Origin of the sequence: Exiguobacterium sp. UBA5002 (genome assembly GCF_002396765.1) — a bacterium.
Classification (GTDB): Bacteria; Bacillota; Bacilli; order Exiguobacteriales; family Exiguobacteriaceae; genus Exiguobacterium_A.
Window position 1 is genome coordinate 65129 of record NZ_DGYQ01000026.1, and the last position, 22358, is coordinate 87486.

At 47.5% G+C, this 22358-nt stretch carries 21 protein-coding genes; all 21 read right to left on the minus strand.

Going from position 1 to position 22358, the window contains the following annotated elements:
- Positions 1 to 24: 24 nt before the first annotated feature.
- Positions 25 to 1338, minus strand: a complete 1314-nt coding sequence (locus tag B4C70_RS07515; RefSeq protein ID WP_290778131.1) for a uracil-xanthine permease family protein — start codon at positions 1336 to 1338, stop codon at positions 25 to 27.
- A gap of 51 nt (positions 1339 to 1389) precedes the next feature.
- Positions 1390 to 1920, minus strand: coding sequence for a bifunctional pyr operon transcriptional regulator/uracil phosphoribosyltransferase PyrR (gene pyrR, locus B4C70_RS07520; RefSeq protein WP_290778468.1), 531 nt, complete (start codon positions 1918 to 1920; stop codon positions 1390 to 1392).
- A gap of 248 nt (positions 1921 to 2168) precedes the next feature.
- Entirely contained in the window at positions 2169 to 3092 is a 924-nt protein-coding gene (locus tag B4C70_RS07525; RefSeq protein WP_290778134.1) for an RluA family pseudouridine synthase, read from the minus strand.
- On the minus strand, positions 3089 to 3565 hold the full coding sequence (gene lspA, locus B4C70_RS07530) for a signal peptidase II (protein WP_214859730.1): 477 nt from the start codon (positions 3563 to 3565) through the stop codon (positions 3089 to 3091). The genes B4C70_RS07525 and lspA overlap by 4 nt, the downstream gene beginning before the upstream one ends.
- Before the next feature lie 72 nt (positions 3566 to 3637).
- Entirely contained in the window at positions 3638 to 6373 is a 2736-nt protein-coding gene (gene ileS, locus B4C70_RS07535; RefSeq protein ID WP_290778137.1) for an isoleucine--tRNA ligase, read from the minus strand.
- 299 nt (positions 6374 to 6672) lie between these two features.
- Entirely contained in the window at positions 6673 to 7194 is a 522-nt protein-coding gene (locus B4C70_RS07540) for a DivIVA domain-containing protein (protein WP_023468794.1), read from the minus strand.
- Positions 7195 to 7219: 25 nt separating this feature from the next.
- Entirely contained in the window at positions 7220 to 7990 is a 771-nt protein-coding gene (locus B4C70_RS07545; protein WP_023468795.1) for an RNA-binding protein, read from the minus strand.
- The gene (locus B4C70_RS07550) at positions 7987 to 8262 is read right to left on the minus strand and encodes a YggT family protein (protein WP_023468796.1); all 276 of its coding nucleotides are present in this window, start codon (positions 8260 to 8262) and stop codon (positions 7987 to 7989) included. Before B4C70_RS07550 ends, B4C70_RS07545 begins: the two co-directional genes overlap by 4 nt.
- A gap of 2 nt (positions 8263 to 8264) precedes the next feature.
- Positions 8265 to 8591 (minus strand): cell division protein SepF, encoded by a 327-nt coding sequence (locus B4C70_RS07555; protein WP_231496839.1) that lies wholly within the window; start codon positions 8589 to 8591, stop codon positions 8265 to 8267.
- Between the two features lie 193 nt (positions 8592 to 8784).
- Entirely contained in the window at positions 8785 to 9456 is a 672-nt protein-coding gene (locus tag B4C70_RS07560) for a YggS family pyridoxal phosphate-dependent enzyme (protein WP_035406814.1), read from the minus strand.
- Positions 9443 to 10219, minus strand: coding sequence for a peptidoglycan editing factor PgeF (pgeF, locus tag B4C70_RS07565; protein WP_023468799.1), 777 nt, complete (start codon positions 10217 to 10219; stop codon positions 9443 to 9445). Before pgeF ends, B4C70_RS07560 begins: the two co-directional genes overlap by 14 nt.
- Before the next feature lie 84 nt (positions 10220 to 10303).
- Entirely contained in the window at positions 10304 to 11458 is a 1155-nt protein-coding gene (gene ftsZ, locus B4C70_RS07570; RefSeq protein ID WP_023468800.1) for a cell division protein FtsZ, read from the minus strand.
- 47 nt (positions 11459 to 11505) lie between these two features.
- Positions 11506 to 12810: a cell division protein FtsA gene (gene ftsA, locus B4C70_RS07575; RefSeq protein ID WP_023468801.1), complete on the minus strand. Its 1305-nt coding sequence runs from the start codon at positions 12808 to 12810 to the stop codon at positions 11506 to 11508.
- A 229-nt stretch (positions 12811 to 13039) separates the two neighbouring features.
- Complete coding sequence (locus B4C70_RS07580) at positions 13040 to 13819, minus strand: cell division protein FtsQ/DivIB (protein WP_290778147.1); 780 nt, start codon at positions 13817 to 13819, stop codon at positions 13040 to 13042.
- Positions 13820 to 13880: 61 nt separating this feature from the next.
- The gene (murG, locus tag B4C70_RS07585; RefSeq protein WP_290778150.1) at positions 13881 to 14975 is read right to left on the minus strand and encodes an undecaprenyldiphospho-muramoylpentapeptide beta-N-acetylglucosaminyltransferase; all 1095 of its coding nucleotides are present in this window, start codon (positions 14973 to 14975) and stop codon (positions 13881 to 13883) included.
- A complete protein-coding gene (murD, locus tag B4C70_RS07590; RefSeq protein WP_290778153.1) occupies positions 14972 to 16318 on the minus strand; it encodes a UDP-N-acetylmuramoyl-L-alanine--D-glutamate ligase in 1347 nt (448 codons plus the stop codon). Before murD ends, murG begins: the two co-directional genes overlap by 4 nt.
- A gap of 33 nt (positions 16319 to 16351) precedes the next feature.
- A complete protein-coding gene (gene mraY / locus B4C70_RS07595; protein WP_290778156.1) occupies positions 16352 to 17314 on the minus strand; it encodes a phospho-N-acetylmuramoyl-pentapeptide-transferase in 963 nt (320 codons plus the stop codon).
- Between the two features lie 23 nt (positions 17315 to 17337).
- Positions 17338 to 18657 carry a UDP-N-acetylmuramoyl-tripeptide--D-alanyl-D-alanine ligase gene (locus B4C70_RS07600; RefSeq protein ID WP_290778159.1) on the minus strand — a complete coding sequence of 440 codons (1320 nt, stop codon included), beginning with the start codon at positions 18655 to 18657 and terminating at the stop codon, positions 17338 to 17340.
- Between the two features lie 108 nt (positions 18658 to 18765).
- On the minus strand, positions 18766 to 20862 hold the full coding sequence (locus tag B4C70_RS07605; RefSeq protein WP_290778162.1) for a penicillin-binding protein: 2097 nt from the start codon (positions 20860 to 20862) through the stop codon (positions 18766 to 18768).
- Positions 20863 to 20900: 38 nt separating this feature from the next.
- Positions 20901 to 21287, minus strand: coding sequence for a cell division protein FtsL (gene ftsL, locus B4C70_RS07610; RefSeq protein ID WP_023468808.1), 387 nt, complete (start codon positions 21285 to 21287; stop codon positions 20901 to 20903).
- A gap of 13 nt (positions 21288 to 21300) precedes the next feature.
- Positions 21301 to 22239: a 16S rRNA (cytosine(1402)-N(4))-methyltransferase RsmH gene (gene rsmH / locus B4C70_RS07615; RefSeq protein ID WP_290778165.1), complete on the minus strand. Its 939-nt coding sequence runs from the start codon at positions 22237 to 22239 to the stop codon at positions 21301 to 21303.
- Positions 22240 to 22358 lie beyond the last annotated feature (119 nt).

The window sequence follows — 22358 nt, forward strand, 5'->3', positions numbered from 1 at the left end:
ACTTTATCGTTCTCTCGGAACGTCTTAAAAGTTGTTAGCTACCGATTGAGTTGTAGAGGTTTCCGTTGTTTCTTCGACCTGCTCTGTCGTTTTCGGAAGAACTAGATTCAGGATGATTCCAAGAATCGTCGCTAGTGCCATTCCTTCGAGAGAGAAGTTGCCGATTTTAAGCGCCGCGCCTCCGATACCTGTGACGAGAATGACGGCTGTAATCGTCAAGTTCCGTTTATCGGCAAGATCGATCTTACTTTCCGTCAGCGTCCGGAGACCATTCGACGCGATGACTCCAAATAGGAGGATACTGATCCCACCCATGACCGGTGTCGGAATCGTCTTGATGAACCCTTCGACATATCCGAGGAATCCGAAGCTAATCGCAAGAACCGCCGCGCCACCGAGGACATAGACACTGTAGACACGTGTGATTGACATGACACCGTTGTTCTCACCATACGTCGTAACCGGTGGTCCGCCAAGCATCGACGCGACTGTCTTCGCAATCCCGTCACCCAGTACGGTCCGGTGCATCCCTGGATCGAGGAGCGTCTCGCGCCCGATGATCCGTGATGTCACTTTTTGTTCGCCGATATGCTCCGTCAGTGTGACGAGCGTCACGGGAACGATCAGAAGCAAGGCGGCTGTATTCCACGATGGTGTGTAATTCAAGAACGGAATCGTGAAGTCCGGCACGTGGAACAACGTGGCTTGTTGAAGTGGTGTGAAGTCAATGATTCCGACTGATGCCGCAACGAGATAACCAATCGTGATCCCGAACAGGATCGGAATCGTGCTCCACATTCCTTTTAAGTACGTCATCGCAAGGAGTGTGACGCCGAGTGTGACCATCGCGACGAGGAAGTACAGTCCGTTGTACTTACCATCCGCTCCGTTCATCGCCATGTTGACAGCGGTCGGGGCGAGCGATAAACCGATGACCATGATGACCGGTCCGATGACGACCGGTGGGAGTAAGCGAAGCAACCAAGCAGCTCCCGTGTAGCGGATGAGGAGTGAGACAAGTCCGTAGACGAGTCCAGCGACCATTCCGCCGATTAAGGCATCCTCGACACCCCACCGTTCACTGACGGCAATGATCGGGGCGATGTAGGCAAAACTTGAACCAAGATATGTGGGTACTTTGAAGCGGGTGACGGCGAGGAAAATCAGTGTGCCGACTCCGCTTGCGACGAGCGCGACCGATGTGTTGAGTCCCGTTAAGAGCGGGACGAGCACGGTCGCACCAAACATCGCGAAGACGTGTTGTAAGCTGAGCATCAGCCAGTTTAGAGGGTGAGTAGGTACTTCTTGTACATCAAGTACTGCGGCATGTTTTGCCATATGGATGACTCCCTTTCTGGTCTCTCTGGACCACCTTAAAGGTTTTGAATTTTAGCGTTTAATGAATACTTGATCGGCTTCATCGACTTCAGAAAGCGCGACGACGACTTGTTCCTCACGGGATGTCGGGACGTTCTTACCGATGAAATCTGGTCGAATTGGTAACTCCCGATGTCCGCGGTCGACGAGGACAGCGAGTTGAATCATACTTGGTCTTCCGTGGTCGACGAGCGCGTCCATCGCGGCGCGAACGGTGCGACCTGTGTAGAGCACGTCGTCAACGAGGACGACGATTTTCCCGGTGATGTCTTCCGGTAGATCAGAACCTTTGATTTCTGGTTCTAAACTTCGTTTCGACAAGTCATCCCGGTACATTGAGATGTCGACGACACCGAGTAAGACCGGTTTTCCTTCGATTTGTTCGATGCGCTTCGTAAGTCGACGAGCGAGTGTCTCGCCTCGCGTCTTGATTCCGACAATCATCAAATCATGAATTCCTTTGTTACGTTCGATGATTTCATGGGCGATCCGTGTCAGTGCACGTCCAATCGCGGCTTCATCTAAGATGACGGCTGGTTTCATGTTTTCTCCTTTCATACAAAAGACCTTCTGCGGAAATCCGCAGAAGGTCATCGAAGACAGAATCATGGCATACGTATTGTATGCATGCCTACACACGATCGTGGTAGGTTCTCCCTTTCGCAGCCTCTCCGGACTCGATTAAAGGTGATACTAGTTAGGTAGGATCGTCACTCGGACGACCGAAGTGTCAGTAGAGGATGTCTCGCATCGCTCTCTAGGTGATACTCTACCGTTTTATTAGAAAAACGTCAAGACTCTAATTCAAGTTTTTTCAATTGACCGATTTCAAATGTCATCTCTTCTGGGAGCGGTGCTTCAAAGCGCATCCACTCACCTGTGCGTGGATGTTCGAAACCGAGAACCGCAGCATGCAAGGCTTGACCGTTCATTTTCATCGTCTTGCGTGGACCATATTTCGGGTCACCCGCAAGCGGGAAACCGATATAACGCATATGGACACGGATTTGGTGTGTCCGTCCTGTTTCAAGTTTACATTCAACGACCGTAAAGCCTTCATACCGATCAAGAACACGGAAATGGGTCACGGCAGACTTTGAATTCTTATCCGTTACCGTCATTCGCTGACGGTCGTTCTTATCGCGTCCGATTGGGGCTTCGATCGTTCCGAGTTCGTGCGGGATTTCACCGTGCACGAGCGCAATGTAGAGACGTTCCGTCGTCTTCTCTTTCAATTGATGCGCCAGTGACTCATGCGCTAAGTCGTTCTTAGCGACCATCAACAGACCTGACGTATCCTTATCGATCCGGTGAACGATTCCTGGACGTTTGACGCCATTGATGCCTGAGAGATCTTGACAGTGGTGTAATAAGGCGTTGACGAGCGTTCCTGAGACATGCCCTGCCGCCGGGTGAACGACCATCCCTTTTGGTTTGTTGACGACGATGACGTCCGAGTCCTCATAGACGACTTCAAGTGGGATGTCTTCCGGTAAGATCTCGAGCTCCACCGCTTCCGGGATATGAACGACAATCGATTCCGTTCCCGATAATTTATAGTTCGGTTTGACGACACGACCATCGACTTCGACACGTCCCGCTTTCAACCATTCCTGTACTTGCGAACGCGACCAATCGTTTTGTTCTGCGAGCCATTTATCAATGCGCCCTGTCGTTCCATCCGCTTGTACGGACCATGTTTCTACTTCATTCATTTATCCATCGTTCCTTTCTTAGTCAACCGTTCTTCAAACATGACGCTGATCAGCATCGTGATGACACCAAACGTCAAACAGACGTCTGCGACATTAAAGATCGGAAAATTATAGCCGAACGGGAAGAAGTGGAAGAAATCAACGACTTCTCCTCGTGCCATTCGATCAATGAAATTTCCGATCGCACCACTGAGCAATAACGCGATGCTCCAAGCAAATACCTTATTTTTCGTGCCTTCCTTGTAAAGGAAGTAAATCAATCCAATGACGACGACGACTGTAACGACGAAGAAAAAGCCGAATTTACCTTCGAGCATTCCCCACGCAGCGCCTCGATTTCGATACGAGTTGAGATAAAAGAAATCCGGAATGACCGTGATCGCTTGACCGATCGTCATGTTTTGAACGACGATCCATTTCGTCAACTGGTCGATTCCAACGAGTAAAGCAGCAATCCCTAAGTAAAGCCACATCCTATTGTCCTCCGCATCCAAAAATAATGAGGGACGTCCTGCGAAGTCGCAGTCGCCCCTCCCTTTGTATCATTATAAAGAATTGACGACTTCAGTACAACGTGGGCAAAGCGTCGGATGAGCCGGATCTTGTCCGAGTTCCGTCGAATATGTCCAACAACGTTCACATTTTTCACCGTCAGCTTTTTGAACCGTGATGCCGGTCGTCTCATACATCTTATCCGCCGTTTCCACGAATTCGAGTTGTGAGACTTGGAGTAACTGCTCAAGATGATCGATTGTTCCGAGCAAGGCTTTCGTCTCTTCCTTCGGTGCAAGCAAGAGTTTCGCTTCGAGTGTCTTACCGACGAGTTTCTCAACACGCGCTTCCTCGAGTGCTTTTAAGACATCATCGCGGAACGTCAGGAACGCGTTCCATTTCTCGATGAGGGCAAGTCCTTCTTCTGAGACTTCGACCGTTTCCGGAAGGTCTGTCAGGAAGATACTCTTCGTCTCAACAGCTGGTACGAATTCCCATGCTTCGTCTGCTGTGTGAGGCAAGACTGGTGCCATCAATTGCAACAAGGCAACGACTGTATCATACATGACCGTCTGAACCGCACGACGCGATGTCGCGTCTGCTTTTTCGATATACAGGATATCTTTCGTGTAATCGAGGTAGAACGACGACAAATCAAGGACACAGAAGTTGTGGAGCAATTGATAGACCGCCATGAAGTCGTACGCATCATAAGCCGCTTTTACTTTTCCAACAAGTTGGTCCAGTTTCGTCCGCATGAAACGGTCTGACTCTGGTAAGTCTTCAAATGCGACGCGGTGCGTCGCCGGATCGAATTGATCCAAGTTTCCGAGGAGGAAACGAACCGTGTTGCGGATTTTACGATAGGATTCTGAGACTTGTTTAAAGTTATCCATCGATGCCCGGACATCAGCTTGATAATCGACAGATGCGACCCACAAGCGAAGGATCTCTGCTCCGAATTGTTGCATGACTTGGATCGGTGCAATCGTGTTACCGATCGATTTCGACATCTTGCGACCTTGACCATCCAGAACGAATCCGTGACTGACGACCGCTTTGTATGGTGCTTTTCCTGTCGTTGCGACGGCTGTCGATAGCGACGAGTTGAACCAACCACGATATTGGTCAGATCCTTCAAGATAGAGATCCGCTGGACGTGTCAATTCAGGACGTGTCGCAAGGACACCGGCATGTGATGAACCAGAATCGAACCAGACATCCATGATGTCCGTTTCTTTTTTGAAGATACCGTTCGGGCTTGCTGGATGTGTGAATCCTTCAGGAAGCAAGTCGACTGCTTCGCGCTCATACCAGACATTTGATCCGTGAGCTGCAAATAAATTCGCGATATGATCAATCGTTTCTGGTGTGACGATTTCCGTTCCATCTTCAGCATAGAAGATTGGAAGTGGAACGCCCCAAGCACGTTGACGTGAGATGACCCAGTCGCCGCGGTCTTTGAACATGTTGTGGAGACGTGTTTCGCCCCACTCTGGTACCCACTGGACTCCTTTGATTTCATCAAGGATTTCCGCACGGAAGTCTTTGATTGAAGCGAACCACTGTGGCGTTGCCCGGAAGATGACCGGTTTTTTCGTCCGCCAGTCGTGTGGATACGAGTGTTTGATGAACGACAGTTTTAAGAGAGCGCCTGCTTCTTCGAGTGCGAGACCGATTTCTTTGTTCGCATCCTCATAGAACATGCCTTCGAATCCAGGAGCTTCTGCTGTCATGACCCCTTTATCGTCGACTGGGCAAAGAACGTCAAGACCGTACGCTTGACCGATACGGAAGTCATCTTCCCCGTGACCTGGAGCCGTATGCACGACACCTGTCGCTTCCGCTGTAACGTGATCGCCAAGCATGACGAGTGATTCACGGTCGTACAATGGATGTTTTGCTTTCATGTATTCGAAGTCCGCACCATTAAAGATACGTCCGACTGTTGCGTCTTCCCATCCGAGTGCTTCGATGACTTCAGGAACGAGTGTTTCCGCTACGATATAGCCTTTTCCTTGATATTCGATCCGCGCATATGTCAGTTCCGCACTGACAGAGATTCCGAGGTTCGCTGGAATCGTCCATGGTGTCGTCGTCCAGATGACGAAATGATCCGTCGGCTCTAAGATGTTTTTACCGTCCATGACTTGGAACGCGACATAGATAGCAGCTGACCGTTTATCTTGATATTCGATTTCTGCTTCAGCGAGTGCTGATTCAGAAGACGGTGACCAATAGACCGGTTTCTTCCCTTTGTAGATATAGCCTTTGTTCGCCATATCCCCGAATAAACGAATTTGAGCTGCTTCAAATTCTGGTTGCAGGGTGATATATGGGTTGTCATAGTCACCGAGAACGCCGAGGCGTTTGAACTGTTCGCGTTGGTGATCGACTTGTTCGAGCGCATATTTCGCACATAATTCACGGAATTCAGCGACCGTCATCGATTTACGATCAACACCGGCTTTTTGAAGTGCAGTTTCGATCGGTAATCCGTGTGTGTCCCAACCAGGCACGTACGGAGACTGGAAGCCATTCATCGATTTGTAGCGGACGATGATGTCTTTTAAAACTTTGTTTAATCCGTGACCCATGTGGATGTCACCATTCGCATATGGAGGACCATCGTGGAGGATGAACGTCGGCTTTCCAGCGTTCTTTTCCTGGACCGCAGCGTAGAGATTCATCTCTTCCCATCGTGCTTGCATATCTGGTTCACGTTTTGGCAAGTTGCCTCGCATTAAAAACTCCGTTTTCATCATCAATAAGGTTTCTTTGTAATCCATCTGACCATCTCTCACCTTTCGCTTTAAAAGTACAAAAAAAGCCAAGCTCATCCCTGAGATAGGGACGAGCTTGGCTGAACTCGCGGTACCACCCTACTAATCCCGCTCGCCAGTTTGACGACGCAGGACCGCTTAAGAACTCGATAACGGGAGTGAGCCGGCATGACTTACTGTTCAGCGAACGTTCAGTCATGCACTCCAAGGGGATACCCCATCTTTTTCGTTGCTCGGGCTTCCACCATTCCCCCGATTCGCTGTCAACCGTCCAAGATACGACGTGTCCTTGTCATTGATTTTATTTATACGACATCGTCGTCATTATACGCAACTGCTGGAACATCGTCAAGCGCTCCACGAGAAGAGAAATCAAACGCATCCCAGTCATGGCTCGTCAATAATTCCATCTGCGCATCGATCAATACTTTGAATCGATTACGATAGAGTTCGATTTTTTTGCGCATTTGCTCGACTTCGAAGTCTGTCCGTTGTGCCCGGCGTTGCGCCGCATCTTGCAACTGCTCTGCTTCACGTTCTGCTTGCTTTAGGATCAAGCTCGCTTCTTTTGAAGCATTGGCTTTGACTTCTTCAGCCGCTTCCTGTGCGACGATGATCGATTTATTCAACGTTTCTTCCATCGAACTGAAGTAGTCGACACGCGCTTGCATGTTTTGGATGACTTCTTGTTGTTGACGGTTCTCACGTAACAACAATTCAAAATCCTTGATGACTTGATCTAGGAATTCGTTCACTTCATCTTCGTCATAGCCGCGAAACTTTCGTGTGAACTCCTTATTATGAATATCGAGTGGCGTTAATGGCATGATGAATTCCTCCTCCGCATTTATCTTATCCTTTTAAAATACCGTATTGTAGTTTGATTCGATCACGTTTCGTTGATCCGAGGATTGCAATCAACTTGACGCGTCCTGTTCCACGCAAGGAAAGTAAGTCGCCTTCTTCTAGCATGAAGCTCGAATCATCCACTACTTTATAATTCACTTTACTCTCACCCTGTTTAATGAGCGCCTGTGCTTTTTGACGTGAGAAGCCTAGAATTTCACTCACGACCGTATCGAACCGAAGTGAGCTGACAAACCCAAGTGTCTCTTCCCACTCTTGATCCTTCACTTTCAAGCGATCTTCTGCGTCTACGCGCGAAAGACGAATCTTCGTCTTCCCTGCTCGTTCGACGTTTGCTTCGATATAGGTCGCGACTTCGTCCGCGACGGCAAACTGTACTTGATCCTGAATGATGACGTCGCCGAATTTAGCTCGTTTCAACCCGACGTTCAATAATGTACCGGTGACTTGACGATGAGAAAGTTCAACGAATTTAGTAGGATAATGAATGCGATAGATGGAAATGTCAAAGTCATCCGCGTTGTATTCATAATAATCTGGTGCGAGGATTGCCCGTTTACGTTCAGCGCCTTCGAAACCGCCCTCAAAAAAGAGGGCGCATTTCGAACCGACGAGTTCTTGTGTGATTTGTTGTTCACGTGGATCTAGGAAATCCGTTAATTTGAACGTATAGGTCGCTTCCACATGATCGATCCAGTTCAAGACTGAGTCGACGAATTCCCGCTCGCTTCCACGATAATGATCGTATACGCTCATACTAAAAAGATTGCTCGGATACCCGATTGAGCCAAGTTCAAGACGAGGAAGGCTACAATCGGCGAGATATCCAGCATGCCCCCGATAGGCGGGATGATACGACGGAAGGGCGCTAGGAATGGCTCGACCAACATCGCGAGCACTTGTCCGAATTTAGAATCACGGGCATTCGGGAACCACGAAAGCAGGATATAAACGATCATGACGTAACTGTAATACTGTAATAACGTACTTAATGTACGACCAATCGCGTACATCACTTGAGAATCCATACTTACCACCCCTTATGATTAATATCATCTTCTCCAAGAAGATTCGAGATGCTACCAGCCAACTCGACGTTGTTCGGAACACAGAGGAGGGTATTCTGACTGATCGTCGTAATCGTTCCATCGAGAGCGAAGACGACACCAGATAAGAAGTTGATCATCTGTCGTGATTGATCTTTTGACATACGTTGCATATTGACGATGACAGCACGGTTCTGACGAAGATGTTCCCCAATCTCTTGGGCTTCGTTGAAGACACGTGGTTCACTCAAGATGACCTGCGATTTCGTTTTTTTCGTCGCATGTAGCGGCACGATATTCGATTGTCTCACGCTGTCCTCCTTTTGAGTAACACTTGGGGTAGATTCCTCGTAATACTCTTCGTACTCTTGTTGTGAAGCACCTCTACCTTTATTTATTGTAGCATCATTTTCATATTCGAGTTCATCTAAATCATCGCTGTTGCCGAGAAATAGATTTTGCATTTTTGATTTGAAACCCATATCCATTCTCCCTTCTTCTCGTTTAGGTGTGAACGAGCGTCGTCCCGACTCGGACGAACGTCGCCCCTTCTTCGATGGCGATCTCAAAATCCGATGACATCCCCATGGATAACTCTGTACATGGAGCATACGACAATTTTTTTGCCTTGACCTCTTCTTGCAATGTTTTTAATGACCGGAATACCTCACGGATACGCGTCGTGTCTTCCGTCAACGGTGCCATCGTCATCAGTCCGATGACACGAATCGCGGGATACTGACCGATTTCGTGTAAGAACGACGGTACATCCTCAGGCGCGATGCCTTGCTTCGATTCTTCTCCCGAGATATTGACTTGAATGAAACAATCAATGATTCGGTTCGTTCGTTTATTGATCTCTTCTGCCAAATGAAGACGATCGAGCGAATGCAGCACATCAATAGCATCGATGATCTGACGAACTTTACGCGTCTGTAACGTGCCGATGAAGTGCCACGTACAAGCAGTTCGTCCAAGTTCTGCTTGTTTTTCGAGCAGTCCATCCGGACGATTTTCTCCAAGATGCGTTACACCGGCCTCTAATAATTCAGAAGCAACTTGACTTGAGACTGATTTCGTCACGCCAATCAACTGTACCTGCTTTTTGGATGAACTCTTTTCACTCGCTTGTTTTATCCGTCGTGTAACCTCTTGTACATTTTCAAGAATTGACATCCAATGACTCCTTTACGATCAAACTCGCGAACCGACCGCCGTGGTCGCCGTGGCGATAAGAGAAGTAATCTTCCGCCTGACAGTGTGTACATAGACCTGAGTCAAGGACATCACCCACTCCACAACGCTCAGCTAGCGCAGCATTCGTTTTTTGTAGCGATAACATCGCTTTTCCATCTTCCTTGCGTATGTAAGGAGACTCATCGAGTTCAAGCGCATCGATTGCATCGATGACCGGTTGATCGACTTCGTAACAACAATCACGGATCGATGGACCAATGACCATTTGAATCGATGAACGACTCGCACCCGCACGTTCCATTTGCTTGACTGTTTCCTCGACGATATTGCCAACGGTTCCGCGCCAGCCGGCATGCGTATTCGCGATGATTCCTGTCGTCGGATCACAGAAGACAAGCGGCACACAGTCAGCGAAGAGCATCATCAATAAGACATTCGAATCGGTCGTCACCAATCCATCTGTACCCGGAATCGCTGTTTCGTAATCCAAAGCACCGCGCCCGGAGTCAAGTGTCGTCACCTGTTCGACGTGATTTCCGTGAACTTGCTGTGCCCAAATCGAGTTCTCGAGGGAGAGGTCAAGCTGACGTGCGATGACTTGTCGATTCTGGATGACACCGTCGCGATCATCGTTGACATGTAACCCTAAATTTCCGTTTTCATGAGGGGCAGCGAACTTCGTCGTAAAGGCGGCACGTACTGTACCTGTCGGTGTATCCCATTTGATCCATTGTCCAAACATGTTCATGCCTCCTTTGATTTTAAAAAAAGAGGCGCCGCTTTCGCGACACCTCATCGTTTAGCAGTCGTGTCACTGGAACATCGATCAACGATTATTCCGGCGAAGGAAAGATGGGATGTCCATCGTTTCTTCGACATCTGGCTCTTTAGCCGGTTCGGGATTCGAGCTGACAGGTGTCTCTTCGACTTGTGGTTTTGACTCCTCTGTTGGTGGTGGAGTCGCTTGTTTTTTCTTCAATAAATTCTTCATCATTTCTTGAGCGGATGGAATTTCGAAATCGAGTGGTTCGTTTTCGAATTCCGTCGCGATGACTGTAACGATGATTTCATCTTCTAGGTTATCGTTGATGACAGAACCAAAGATCAAGTTGACTTCCTCATCAGCTGCACTCTGAACGATTTGTGCGGCTTCCGTCACTTCGTACAAGCTAAGGTTCGCACTACCTGTGATGTTCATCAGAACACCTTTCGCGCCTTCGATCGAGGTCTCAAGCAACGGACTCGAAATCGCTTTTTTCGCTGCTTCCGTCGCGCGGTGTTCGCCTGTCGCGACACCGACACCCATTAAAGCAGAACCTTTTTCCGTCATGATCGTCTTCACATCGGCGAAGTCGAGGTTGATCAGACCAGGTACGGCGATCAAGTCAGTGATACCTTGTACACCTTGACGCAAGACGTTATCTGCTTCTTTGAACGCTTCAAGCATTGGTGTGTTCCGATCAACGATTTCAAGTAACTTATCGTTCGGAATGACGATCAACGTATCGACTTTTTCTTTGAAGTTCTGGACACCAGAAACAGCATGTTGCATCCGTTTACGTCCTTCGAACATAAATGGTTTTGTGACGACGCCGACTGTCAATGCACCGATTTCTTTTGAAATCTCCGCGATGACAGGAGCAGCTCCTGTACCAGTTCCGCCACCCATCCCAGCTGTGACGAAGACCATGTCAGCGCCTGAAAGGATTTCTGTTAATTGCTCACGGCTCTCTTCCGCCGCTTTTTTACCGATTTCCGGATTGGCACCCGCACCGAGACCACGTGTCAATTTAGCACCGAGTTGTAGTTTTACGTCAGCTTGTGACATGTTCAATGCCTGCGCGTCCGTGTTTACTGCGATGAATTCTACGCCTTGGACACCGTGTTCAATCATTCGGTTGACAGCGTTCGAACCGCCACCACCTACACCGATGACCTTGATTTTTGCTACTTGGTCCATCATTTCATCAAAATGCAACATAAAAAGGGCCCCCTAATATTTTTTACTCATTGGATTTTTTGTAGGCATTAACCAAAGAATTTCTCAAAGAAACTACTGAATGACTTTTTCTCTTTCGGAGGCTGTTCACGTGTTGGCCGTTCGTTTCGCGTAGGTGACGTCTGTTCGTTCATGAGCAGTGCATCCTGTTCATGTCCGTGCGCTACGGCTTCCTTCTCTTCCGCCCGGTCGAAACCTGATTTCGATACGGCGCTTCTTGAGAGCACATAACGTAACATACCGGCTGCGACGGCATACTTCGGATGACGAATACCAAGACTAGCAGGTTGATAGACATTGACGCTCTGCTTGAAGATTCGTTTTCCGAGCTGATCGATTCCCGGTAATGAAGAACTTCCCCCACATAAGATTAAGCCACTATTCATGTGAGCGTATCCTGCTTGCGTCATTCGTTTTTGAATCATCTCGAAGATTTCCTCAAGTCGTGCTTCTAAAACGAATCCAATCTCTGATTGTGGTTCGAAACGATGTTCGCCGTTGATCGTGACGTAGGAAACTTTCTCTTCCGGATCCCCGAGTGCTTCAAGCGCAACACCATATTCTTCTTTAGCAAGTTTCGCGTCTTGATATTTACAATTCATCTTGTACGTCAAATCACGTGTCAGATGATCACCACCGTATGGCAACGTCGTCGAGTAGACGAGATCATTCTTTTCGTAGATGGAAAGTGTCGTCGTCTCATGACCGATATCGATGATTCCGACACCGAGTTCGAGTTCATCAATCGATGCTGCGATTCTAGATACCGCTAAACTCTCCAGCACATATCCAGCAAGCTCTAAACCAGCCCGTTCAATGGAACGTTTAATGCTATGTAGGATCGTCTTCGCTCCGATGATGAGCTTCCCTGTTACTTCGAGACGATAACCGATCATTCCTCTCGGATCAGTGATTTCTGTTTGCTGATCGACCGTAAAGGTCTTCGGCAAGACATCGACGACACTGAGTTCGTTCGGAATTCGCATGACCATCGCAGAATGCAGAACGTCTTTCACGTCATCATCCGTGATTTCATTGTCCTCACCTTTGATCGATGTCATCCCTTGGCAATCCTTCACTTGAATGTGTTCACCGGAAATAGCGACATATACTTCACCAATTGGTTCACCAAGTGTACGTTCCACTTCCGTAACCGCTTGTTTAATGGCTTGTACCGTTTGATCGATGTCAACGATGACACCTCGTTTAACACCCGCGGATGGTGCAGAACCTTCAGCAAGAACGTTCAGCGTTCCACCAAGTAGTTCACCGACGATGAGTTTCACCTCCGATGTCCCAATGTCGAGCGCGGCAATCGTACCTTTCGTTTCCATGGGAGTGACACCTCCACTTTCATAATACTAATCCTTTTTATTCCTAATTATATTCTAGGAATGAGTCAGGCTTCTTCTCGTTTAAGTCTACACTATATAAATACTTACGAAAAGCAGTTATTGCCCGTCTTAGCGTTCGAATAGATTACGATTTGATGACGATTCGAACAAAGGTCGACGAATGAAAACACACGTTTGTTTTTTTATTCGTCAGCCCTTTACGAATCTTCTATTTTTTTCCTTTATATGGCTTGAAATAGATACCGCCATCAATTGTAATCGTTCCCGTCTTTCCTTTTGGTAAGGCAGAAATGACCTTTACGTATTCATTCAAGGAATTTGAAAAGGATGATGTACTGAGTAACACCGTATTCCCATCCGTCATGAATAATTTCAGACCACCCTTGTCCGTCTTATCGTTTGCGACGATTTCAGAGATCCGACTACGTACTTTCGGCTCGATCTTAACGAGTTCCTTCGTCAACCGATTTAATGATTGATCCGTAAATCCAGTCAGAATTGGTGCATCGAACAATTCTTCCTTCGACTTTCCGGGAATGATCGTTCCGTCCGCCAGTACGATCCGGTCTCCTGGTTTATCCTTTGCGTAAGCGATCTCTTTCTCTTCCGTCACCGTCACGCGATATTGATGCAAAAACTGTTTTTGCATCGTTGCTTCCTGAATGCCTGGAACCCTCTCGATTCGTTCAAGAATGTCTTCCTCTGATAGATTAAAGGCGTGTGTCTCATTCACCTTAACTCCTGATACCTTCAAGATATCTGATGTTTTGACATTAAGATTACCATCAATATCAAATCGAGCGACCCGAGAATAACTCGACTGTAGATAAAAAACGACACCGACCAATAGACCAATCAGAATCAGGACATAGATGAGCCTCCGGTTGGCTTTTTTGCGACGTTGTTCACGGATATAAGGTATCTTATCCTCGAGGCTGCGGACGTTCTCGTCCTCTTGTGGTCGTCCAACCGCTCTCCGTTCCCTCACGTCTCATTCCCCCTCTATAACGTAACAATTCATTTCCCTATCGGTCTTTTCCTGCAATAGTTTAGTTTTTTTGTCCTGTCAGTCGTAACAATTCATCAACTAAGTCCCGTGAAGCGTTCGGCATACCGAGCGCAAGCGCCGCTTCAGACATCATTTGTTGTTGTGCTAACGCTTTTTCGCATGCCTCAAACAACCGATCACCCGTTAGCTCTTGTTCACGAATCAATAGACTCGCACCTGTCTCGACGAGCGATGAGGCATTGACCTCTTGGTGATTTTCCGTCACGTAAGGACTCGGGATGAGCACACTCGGTAAGCCGAGTGTCGTCAGTTCTGCCAATGTGCTTGCTCCCGAACGTGAAATGACGAGTTGACTTGCTTTTAAGATGTTCGGTAAATCATATACGAATGGGCGAAGTTGAATGCGTTCTGGTAAGGAACCAACGCGTGACATAATCGTATCGTAATGAATTTGACCAGTAACGAAGAGGAGCGACCAGCCTGCTTGCTCGACCTTCGGCATCATATCGACGACTGCTTCGTTGATTGCAGGTGCGCCACGACTACCGCCATAGATGACGACGAGAGGACGTCCTTCCTCAAAACCGAAACGTTGTCGCTCTTCAAGCGGATTGATGTTGAGCTCTGCCACTTCAGAAGCACGCGGATTTCCGATTAAAACCGTCTTCGCTTCATTCTTACCGAAGTGATGTCCAGACCCTTTAAAAGAGAGTGCAACACGATCCACATACCGAGCTAAAAATTTATTCGTGATACCAGGTAGACTGTTTTGTTCATGAACGAGTGTCTTGAAACCCATTTTTGCAGCCGTATACAATACCGGTCCACAAACGAACCCACCTGTACCGACGACGATATCCGGTTGGAACTGGCGCAGTAGTCGGCGAACCCGTCGGACACTCTTGACGAACCGGATACCCGTCTTGACGTTCTCGAACGACAGCGAACGACGGATGCCAGAGATCTCAATCGATTCAAATGGAATTCCTGCCCGACGGACGATATCCGCTTCGAGACCGTTTTCTGTTCCGATATAGAGGACCTCACACGGCATGCGTTCTTCGAGCTCTCGGATCATGGCAAGTGCCGGATAGATGTGACCACCTGTACCGCCACCAGAGACGACGATTTTCATACTGTTGTTCCCCCTACTTCATGTACGGCACGAACGAAATGATCGCCGCGCTCTTCATATGTCTTATACTGATCCCAACTTGCGGATGCTGGTGACAGAAGAATGATGTCGCCGGGTTGTGACACTTCAAACGCGACTTTCACCGCTTCATCCATCGCCTCAACAACGGTCGACGTATAGCCATTTTCTGACGCAAGCGTTCCGAATCGATGACCCGTCTCACCCAGTCCGATGACATGTTTGACGTGCTTCATTGAATCGAGTAACGGTTTCAAATCCGCTCCACGCTCGAGTCCGCCACATAACCAGATGATAGGTGCCGTAAATCCGGACAACGCCGCTTCTGTTGCAACATTATTCGTCGCTTTTGAGTCGTTGTAAACTTTTCGACCAGCAATTTCACCGACGAACTGTGTCCGGTGCTCTACACCACCAAACGTCCGTAGAACGTGTTGAACGTCAGATAATGCTAAGTTAAACGGTTCGACGAGTGTTAAGGCTGCGAGAACGTTCTCGACATTATGCCCACCACCGAGAGCCAGTTCATCAACAGGTAAGATACTCGTCCCATTGATTGTCAACGTATCGTTTAGGACTTCTGCGTACGCCGATTGACGACGAGAGAACAAGAGTGGCGTTACTTCAGCAGTCTTTCCGAGTGCATTGACTGACGTATCATCGGCATTCAAGACAAGACGATCCGTTTCTTTCATGTTCTTAAAGATCCGGGCTTTCGCTTCGCCATACGATTCAAAATCACCATGATAATCCAGATGCGCCGGTGATAAATTCAAAAACGCTGCCGTGTATGGTCGGAACTGCTCGATCCCCATCAATTGAAAACTTGATAATTCAATGACGATGATATCGTCCTGTTTCGCCTGACATGCGATTTCAATTGCCGGGAATCCAATGTTTCCTGCCAAATGTACACGCCGCGTACCGGTTTTCAACAATTCATGGACAAGCGTCGTCGTCGTCGTTTTCCCGTTCGATCCTGTGATGGCAATCCACGTCGCATCGGTTGCTTGATATGCCAGCTCTACCTCTGTCCAAACCGGAATATCGCGTCGCAAGGCTTCTTGTAGCAGATCGATGTGATACGGAATCCCTGGATTCTTGACGATCAAATCAATGTCGTCGAGTAGTGTGAGCGGGTGCTCACCGTAGACCGTCTTAACGTCGAGCGAAGCAAGCGTCGCTTGATCACTCTCGGACGGCGTTTTCCCGTCATTGACCGTTACCTCTGCACCAACACTCACTAAATACCGAGCTGCTGCGATTCCACTTTTCGCCGTTCCGAGAACGAGCACTTTTTGATCATTCCATTGTCGTTGTTCCATTGTTGAATCGCTCACTTTCTCTCTTCTTTTTTATTACACGAATAGATAGGCGATGAATGCCATCAAACAGCTGATTCCTGCGAATGTACCGACGATCCGCCATTCGCTCCAACCGACCATTTCGAAGTGGTGATGAATCGGGCTCATTTTGAAAATCCGTTTTCCTGTCGTCTTAAAGGAAATGACTTGTAGAATGACGGATAATGTCTCGACAACGAACACGATACCGATTAAGACGAGTAGTAATTCCAGTTTTAAGACAATCGATAGACCTGCTAGTGCAGCACCGAGTGCAAGTGAACCTGTATCTCCCATGAAGATCTTCGCTGGGTGCGCATTGAATAATAGGAATCCGATCAATGCACCGACTGCTGAGAAAGCAAAACAAGCAGCGCCTATTTCATCTGCGATAAACCAACTGTATAATCCGAAGAACAAGAATGTTGGAATCGCTGTGAATGATACGAGACCGTCCAATCCATCCGTCAAGTTGACTGCATTTGAGAAGCCAACTAACCAGAACAAGGCAACAAACGGATAGACGATACCGAAATCAAGCTCAAAATCGGTAAATGGAATCGATAGATACGTCGCCTCACTCGTAAATCCACCACTCAACCAGACGAATAACAATCCGACGACGATTTGTCCAATTAATTTTTGTTTCGAATTCAGACCAAGATTACGTTTCTTGACGACTTTGATGTAATCATCAATGAAGCCGATGACACCATAAGCAAGTGTTAAAAACAGTAACGATAATTGTGTCGTCGATAGATCTCCCATGACGACTGCACCGAAAACGCTGACGATCATCGCGACAAGAATGACGATTCCACCCATCGTCGGTGTTCCGGATTTGACCTGATGCCATTGCGGTCCTTCTTCCCGAATTTCCTGACCGAACTTCAATTGGTGTAGAAATGGAATCGCCTTTGGCATGACGAGTAGTACAACAAGAAATGCAAGAATAAGACTGATGAATAATGTGATCATAGCAGACACCCTTTTTTCAAAAATTAGTTTTCGTTCAGATAGGTTAATATCCGTTCAAGCGCCATCCCACGTGACGCTTTCAATAAAACGATTGTTCGTTCTCCGAGCAATGGACGCAATCGTTTTGCAGCATCCTCGACGGTTGTCGCGAATTGGATTTGGACAGACGGGTCGCTGATTCCTTCAGCAATCCACGCGCCTTTCTCCCCTACTAGGATAGCATGCGAGACAGGTAACACAATCCGCTTTCCGACCGAGGCATGTAATAAGCGTTCTTGGTCCCCTAATTCATACATATCGCCGAGGACGAGAACGCGTGTCGTGTACCCTTCCAGCGCAGTGACCGTCTCAATCGCTGCATTCATTGATGTCGGACTCGCGTTATACGCATCATTGATGACCGCAGTCTCTTCAAAGAGTAATCGTTCCATCCGCATCGGTGTCAATTCAACCGCATCGAACCCTTCTTGAATCCGGGCGTCCGTCACGCCAAGTGCACGTGCTGTCGCAATTGCGTATGCTGCATTTCGGACTTGGTGTTTCCCTAGCACTGGTAGGTGAAAAGCGGTGCCATCGTAAGTAAAGGCCGTTCCAAAGAACGTTGCTTCCTTCGTTTCGATCCGGTACGTATTTCCGATTTGATAGCCGATCTTCTCCGCTTCGACTTCTGCGAGAAGTGGTTCGTCACCATCAACGAATAAATGACCACCTGGTTTGAGTCCGGATTGGATCTCAAGCTTCGCTTTGGCGATGCCACTGCGTCCACCGACTTGCTCCGCATGCGATTCGCCGATGTTCGTGACGAGTGCGATATCTGGCTCAGCTAGATTCGATAGGAATTCAATATCGCCAAACCCGTTCATTCCCATCTCAAGCACAGCAACTTCCGTATCAGCTGGCATCATGAGAATCGTTAATGGCATTCCGATATCCGAATTGAAGTTTCCTTGTGTCTTATGTGTCTTAAACGTCGTCTTGAGTACGCTCTCGACCATGTCCTTCGTCGATGTCTTCCCATTTGATCCAGTGATGGCGACGATTTTCGGCGCAATCTGCAGTAGGTATCGTTTTGCGATTTGTTGCAGGGCGACCAATGGTTCATCGACTTCCAAGAAAACGATATCGATGTCTGGTCGTTCAATGCCTTTCTTCCATAAGGTGACGATCGCTCCTTGGTTTTTTGCACCTTCAAGGAATCGATGACCATCGACGCGTGCTCCCTGAATCGGAACATAGAGACCGTCTTCCAGTTGTGCGCGTGAATCCGTTGCAAAATGACGAACGATACGATCATCTTTGACATCGAGATGCAACCATTCAGCGAGTTGCGTAATTGTTAACATGATATATACCTCCATTCGATGACAGCAAAAGAGGACGAATGCAAAAGTCAACGAATGACTCCTGTTCGTCCTCGTCTTCCTGTAGAAATCAGGAAACTTGCTCTACCGTTACTCTTTAGGTTCAGCTAGTTCGACCGTCAACTTTCCATTTTCCTTCACTAGTGTACCAGTTCGAGCCGATTGTTTGGTTACAAAACCTTTACCGATGACGTCGAGCTTCAAATCATATAAGCTGACAAGCTTTTTGACATCCCGTTGCGACCAACCGGTCAAATCCGGCATCTTGAACGTATTTGATGTTTTCAGCAAGACACGTTCTCCGCTGACAAATTCCTGTCCACGGGATGGAATCTGTGAAACGACTTCAGCACCATCGCCTAGGATGATCGCAACTGCCTCTTGTTCTTTTGCTAATTCAGTCGCTTGTCGAGCACTCTTCTTGATATAACTTGGCGTGATCTTCGCTTTGACATCCACCGAATCCTTTTGCGTTTCCGGTTGGATACTACGATACTGTAGTGCCGTATTCATGACACTTTTGAACACAGGGCTCATGATGAGCGGACCAGAAACAGATGATTCGTTTTTCGATGGACGATCGACCGCGATGTACATGATCAATTCCGGATCATCTTTGGGGGCCATACCGATGAACGAGTGAATGAATTGTCCTTGAATATACTTTCCATTCTCAGAAATCTGAGCCGTTCCGGTCTTCCCAATGACCCGGTAATCTTTCAACTTATACATTTGACCTGTACCAAGCTTACTATTGACGACACCGTCGAGTGCTTCGCGTGTTGCTTTTGCCGCTTCAGCGGAGATCGGTTTACCGACGACCTCTGTTTTCGCTCGGTATGGTGCCTTATCCGTATGATCCGCTTTTTGGATGATATGCGGTTTGACCATCTCGCCGTCTCCAGCGATCGCTGTCGCTCCTTGAAGCAATTGCATCGGCGTGACCGCAGTCGATTGCCCCCATGAGGTGATGAGCGCATTCAATGGTTTAGACAAGTCGGATTGACTATTTACTTCTCCCGAGATGTCTATACCCGTTCGTTGGTCAAAATGAAACTTCTTAAAATAATCTTTATACCGTTCGATCCCAAGTTTTTCTGCTGTCAACTTCGAGAACATGACGTTTGAGGAGTGATAGACCCCTTCAATCATCGGAATGGTTCCCCAACCGACATCGTTATAATCCTTGATGACCGTTCCTTTGTAGTTATAACTACCCGATTTATACATCTCATTCGGACGGAAGACTCCCGCATCAATCGCCGCTGCAAGCGTAAAGATTTTCATCGTCGAACCTGGCTCGAATCGTGACGAGACGGCAAAATTCGTGAAATCTTTCATATCACGTAAATTCGGGTTGAACGATGGGCGATCCGCCATAGCGAGGATTTCACCAGTCTTCGCATCCATGACGATACCTGTCGCATTTTTCGGTTTGTACGTGTTGTACATTTTTTGCATCTCTTTTTCAAGCGACTGTTGGATTCGATGATCGATCGTCAAATAGAGATTCGATCCATCCTTCGGTTCGTTCGAGATACGTGACGCACCTTGAATCAGCGGATTACCGCTACGATCCTTTTCAAAGACACGGGCTCCGTAAGATTCACTTAAAGCATTATCATACTGCTTCTCGATTCCCATCTGACCTTGTAAAGCGACCCGACCATTCTCCTCCGTAATCTTTTGAACGAATCCAAGTGTATCGGACAAGAAGATGCCGTTCGGATAGTATCGTTTCGGCTCTTCAATCATCCGGATGCCAGGAAGCTTCAGATTGTCGATCTTCTCTTTTTGATCAAGCGTCAAATCATTTCCTTTTTTTCCGAACTCAATTTGAGAACGGTCTTTGTTTTCAATCAGATAGGTCTCCAGTTCCTTCGTCGTCATCCCAAGAATCGGCGCAAGACCTTCAGCCGTCTTTTTAAAGTCGACGATCGTCTCATCTGGATCTTTGACACCACCAAGTCGATAAACGCCAATCAGATGATAGGATGGAATATTGATCGCAATCGGGGAACCGAGACGGTCGAAAATCTCGCCACGTTCTGCTCCAAGCGTTTCTTGAGACTCCCATCGTTTCTTTTCCGCATATGCAATCATATCTTCACCGTGGAACTGTTTTGTCGTAGCTAAATACAAAAATCGGCCAATGAACACAAAAAAGAGAGTAGCAAATATCACCATGATAAAGGCTACTCTCCAACGGGATTTTTTCAGTGGATTCATTTAGGAATCACCTTGATGTTCCCTTTACGCATATCAAGACCCTGTTCTTTTGCAATCTTATAAATCCGTTCCGGAGAGCTTAAGTTCGTGACCTCTAGTTGTAAACGTTCGTTTTCTTTTTTGAGTGATTGTGTGACTTGGTTCTCTTTCGCTAAATCACGGCTCACATTATACGCTTCGTTATGCGTACTGATCGTCAAACTCCCAAATAACACAAGACCACCAATCATCGCGCTGTATAAGAATTTTTCAAAGGGATACAAGCGATACTTCGGACGGACGGCGACGCGACGCGCGATATCTTCCGTCTTTCGTGGTTCCTGAACAGGTTGTTGACGAACGGGTTGAACCGTTTGGACCGATTTACGAAGTGGTTCTGCCATTGGAATGCTCCTCTCAAGTTTCTTTCATTTTTTCAGCAACTCGTAATTTTGCCGATCGGGCGCGACGGTTATCATCGAGCTCTTCAACACCAGCCGTAATCGGCTTGCGTGTGACGAGTCGGAGTTCCGGCTCCATTTCGACGGGAATCATCGGTAACCCCGGTGGAAGCTCGGGTAGTGATGATTTTTCTTTGATTGCTTGTTTACACATGCGATCTTCAAGTGAATGGAACGTAATGACACATAGACGTCCACCGACCCGTAATAAATCAATGGCTTGGTGTACTGCACGGTCAAAGACATTCAGTTCATCATTGACGGCGATCCGGATTGCTTGGAATGTCCGTTTCGCAGGGTGACCACCTTTACGTCGTGCTGGTGCCGGAATCGCATCCTTGATCAATTCGACGAGTTCGAACGTCGTCTCGATCGGTCGCTCTTCCCGCGCTTTTTCGATTTTGCGCGCAATCTGTTTCGAGAATTTCTCTTCCCCGTATGTAAAGAAGATACGTACGAGATCATTGTACGACCACTCATTGACGACTTCGTAAGCAGAAAGTGGAGAAGATTGATCCATGCGCATGTCGAGACGTGCGTCGTGATTGTAACTAAATCCCCGTTCCCCTTCGTCTAATTGTGGTGAAGAGACACCGAGATCGAATAAGATGCCGTCCACTTTCTCGACGCCATGTGCTGCTAATTGCTCTTTCAGATAAGCAAAATTACTCTTTATTAAAGTAAAGCGACCTTCATACGCCGCGAGACGTTCTGTTGCGTGAGCGAGGGCGACATCATCTTGATCAAATGCGTATAGATGACCTGTCGTCAATTGCTTGACGATCTCTTCGCTGTGTCCTGCTCCACCTAGTGTACAATCGACGTAAATACCGTCGGGTTTAATCGCGAGTCCTTCGATCGACTCCCATTTCAATACTGTTTCATGCTCAAACATGTCCTGCCTCACCTTTCACTGTCCTTGAAGGACGTTACTCTTTTTCAATGTATCACATTCTCTCGTGAAAACGTTACGAAAATGAGACAGTTTCCTTGATTTATTTAACTTTTGTGTAA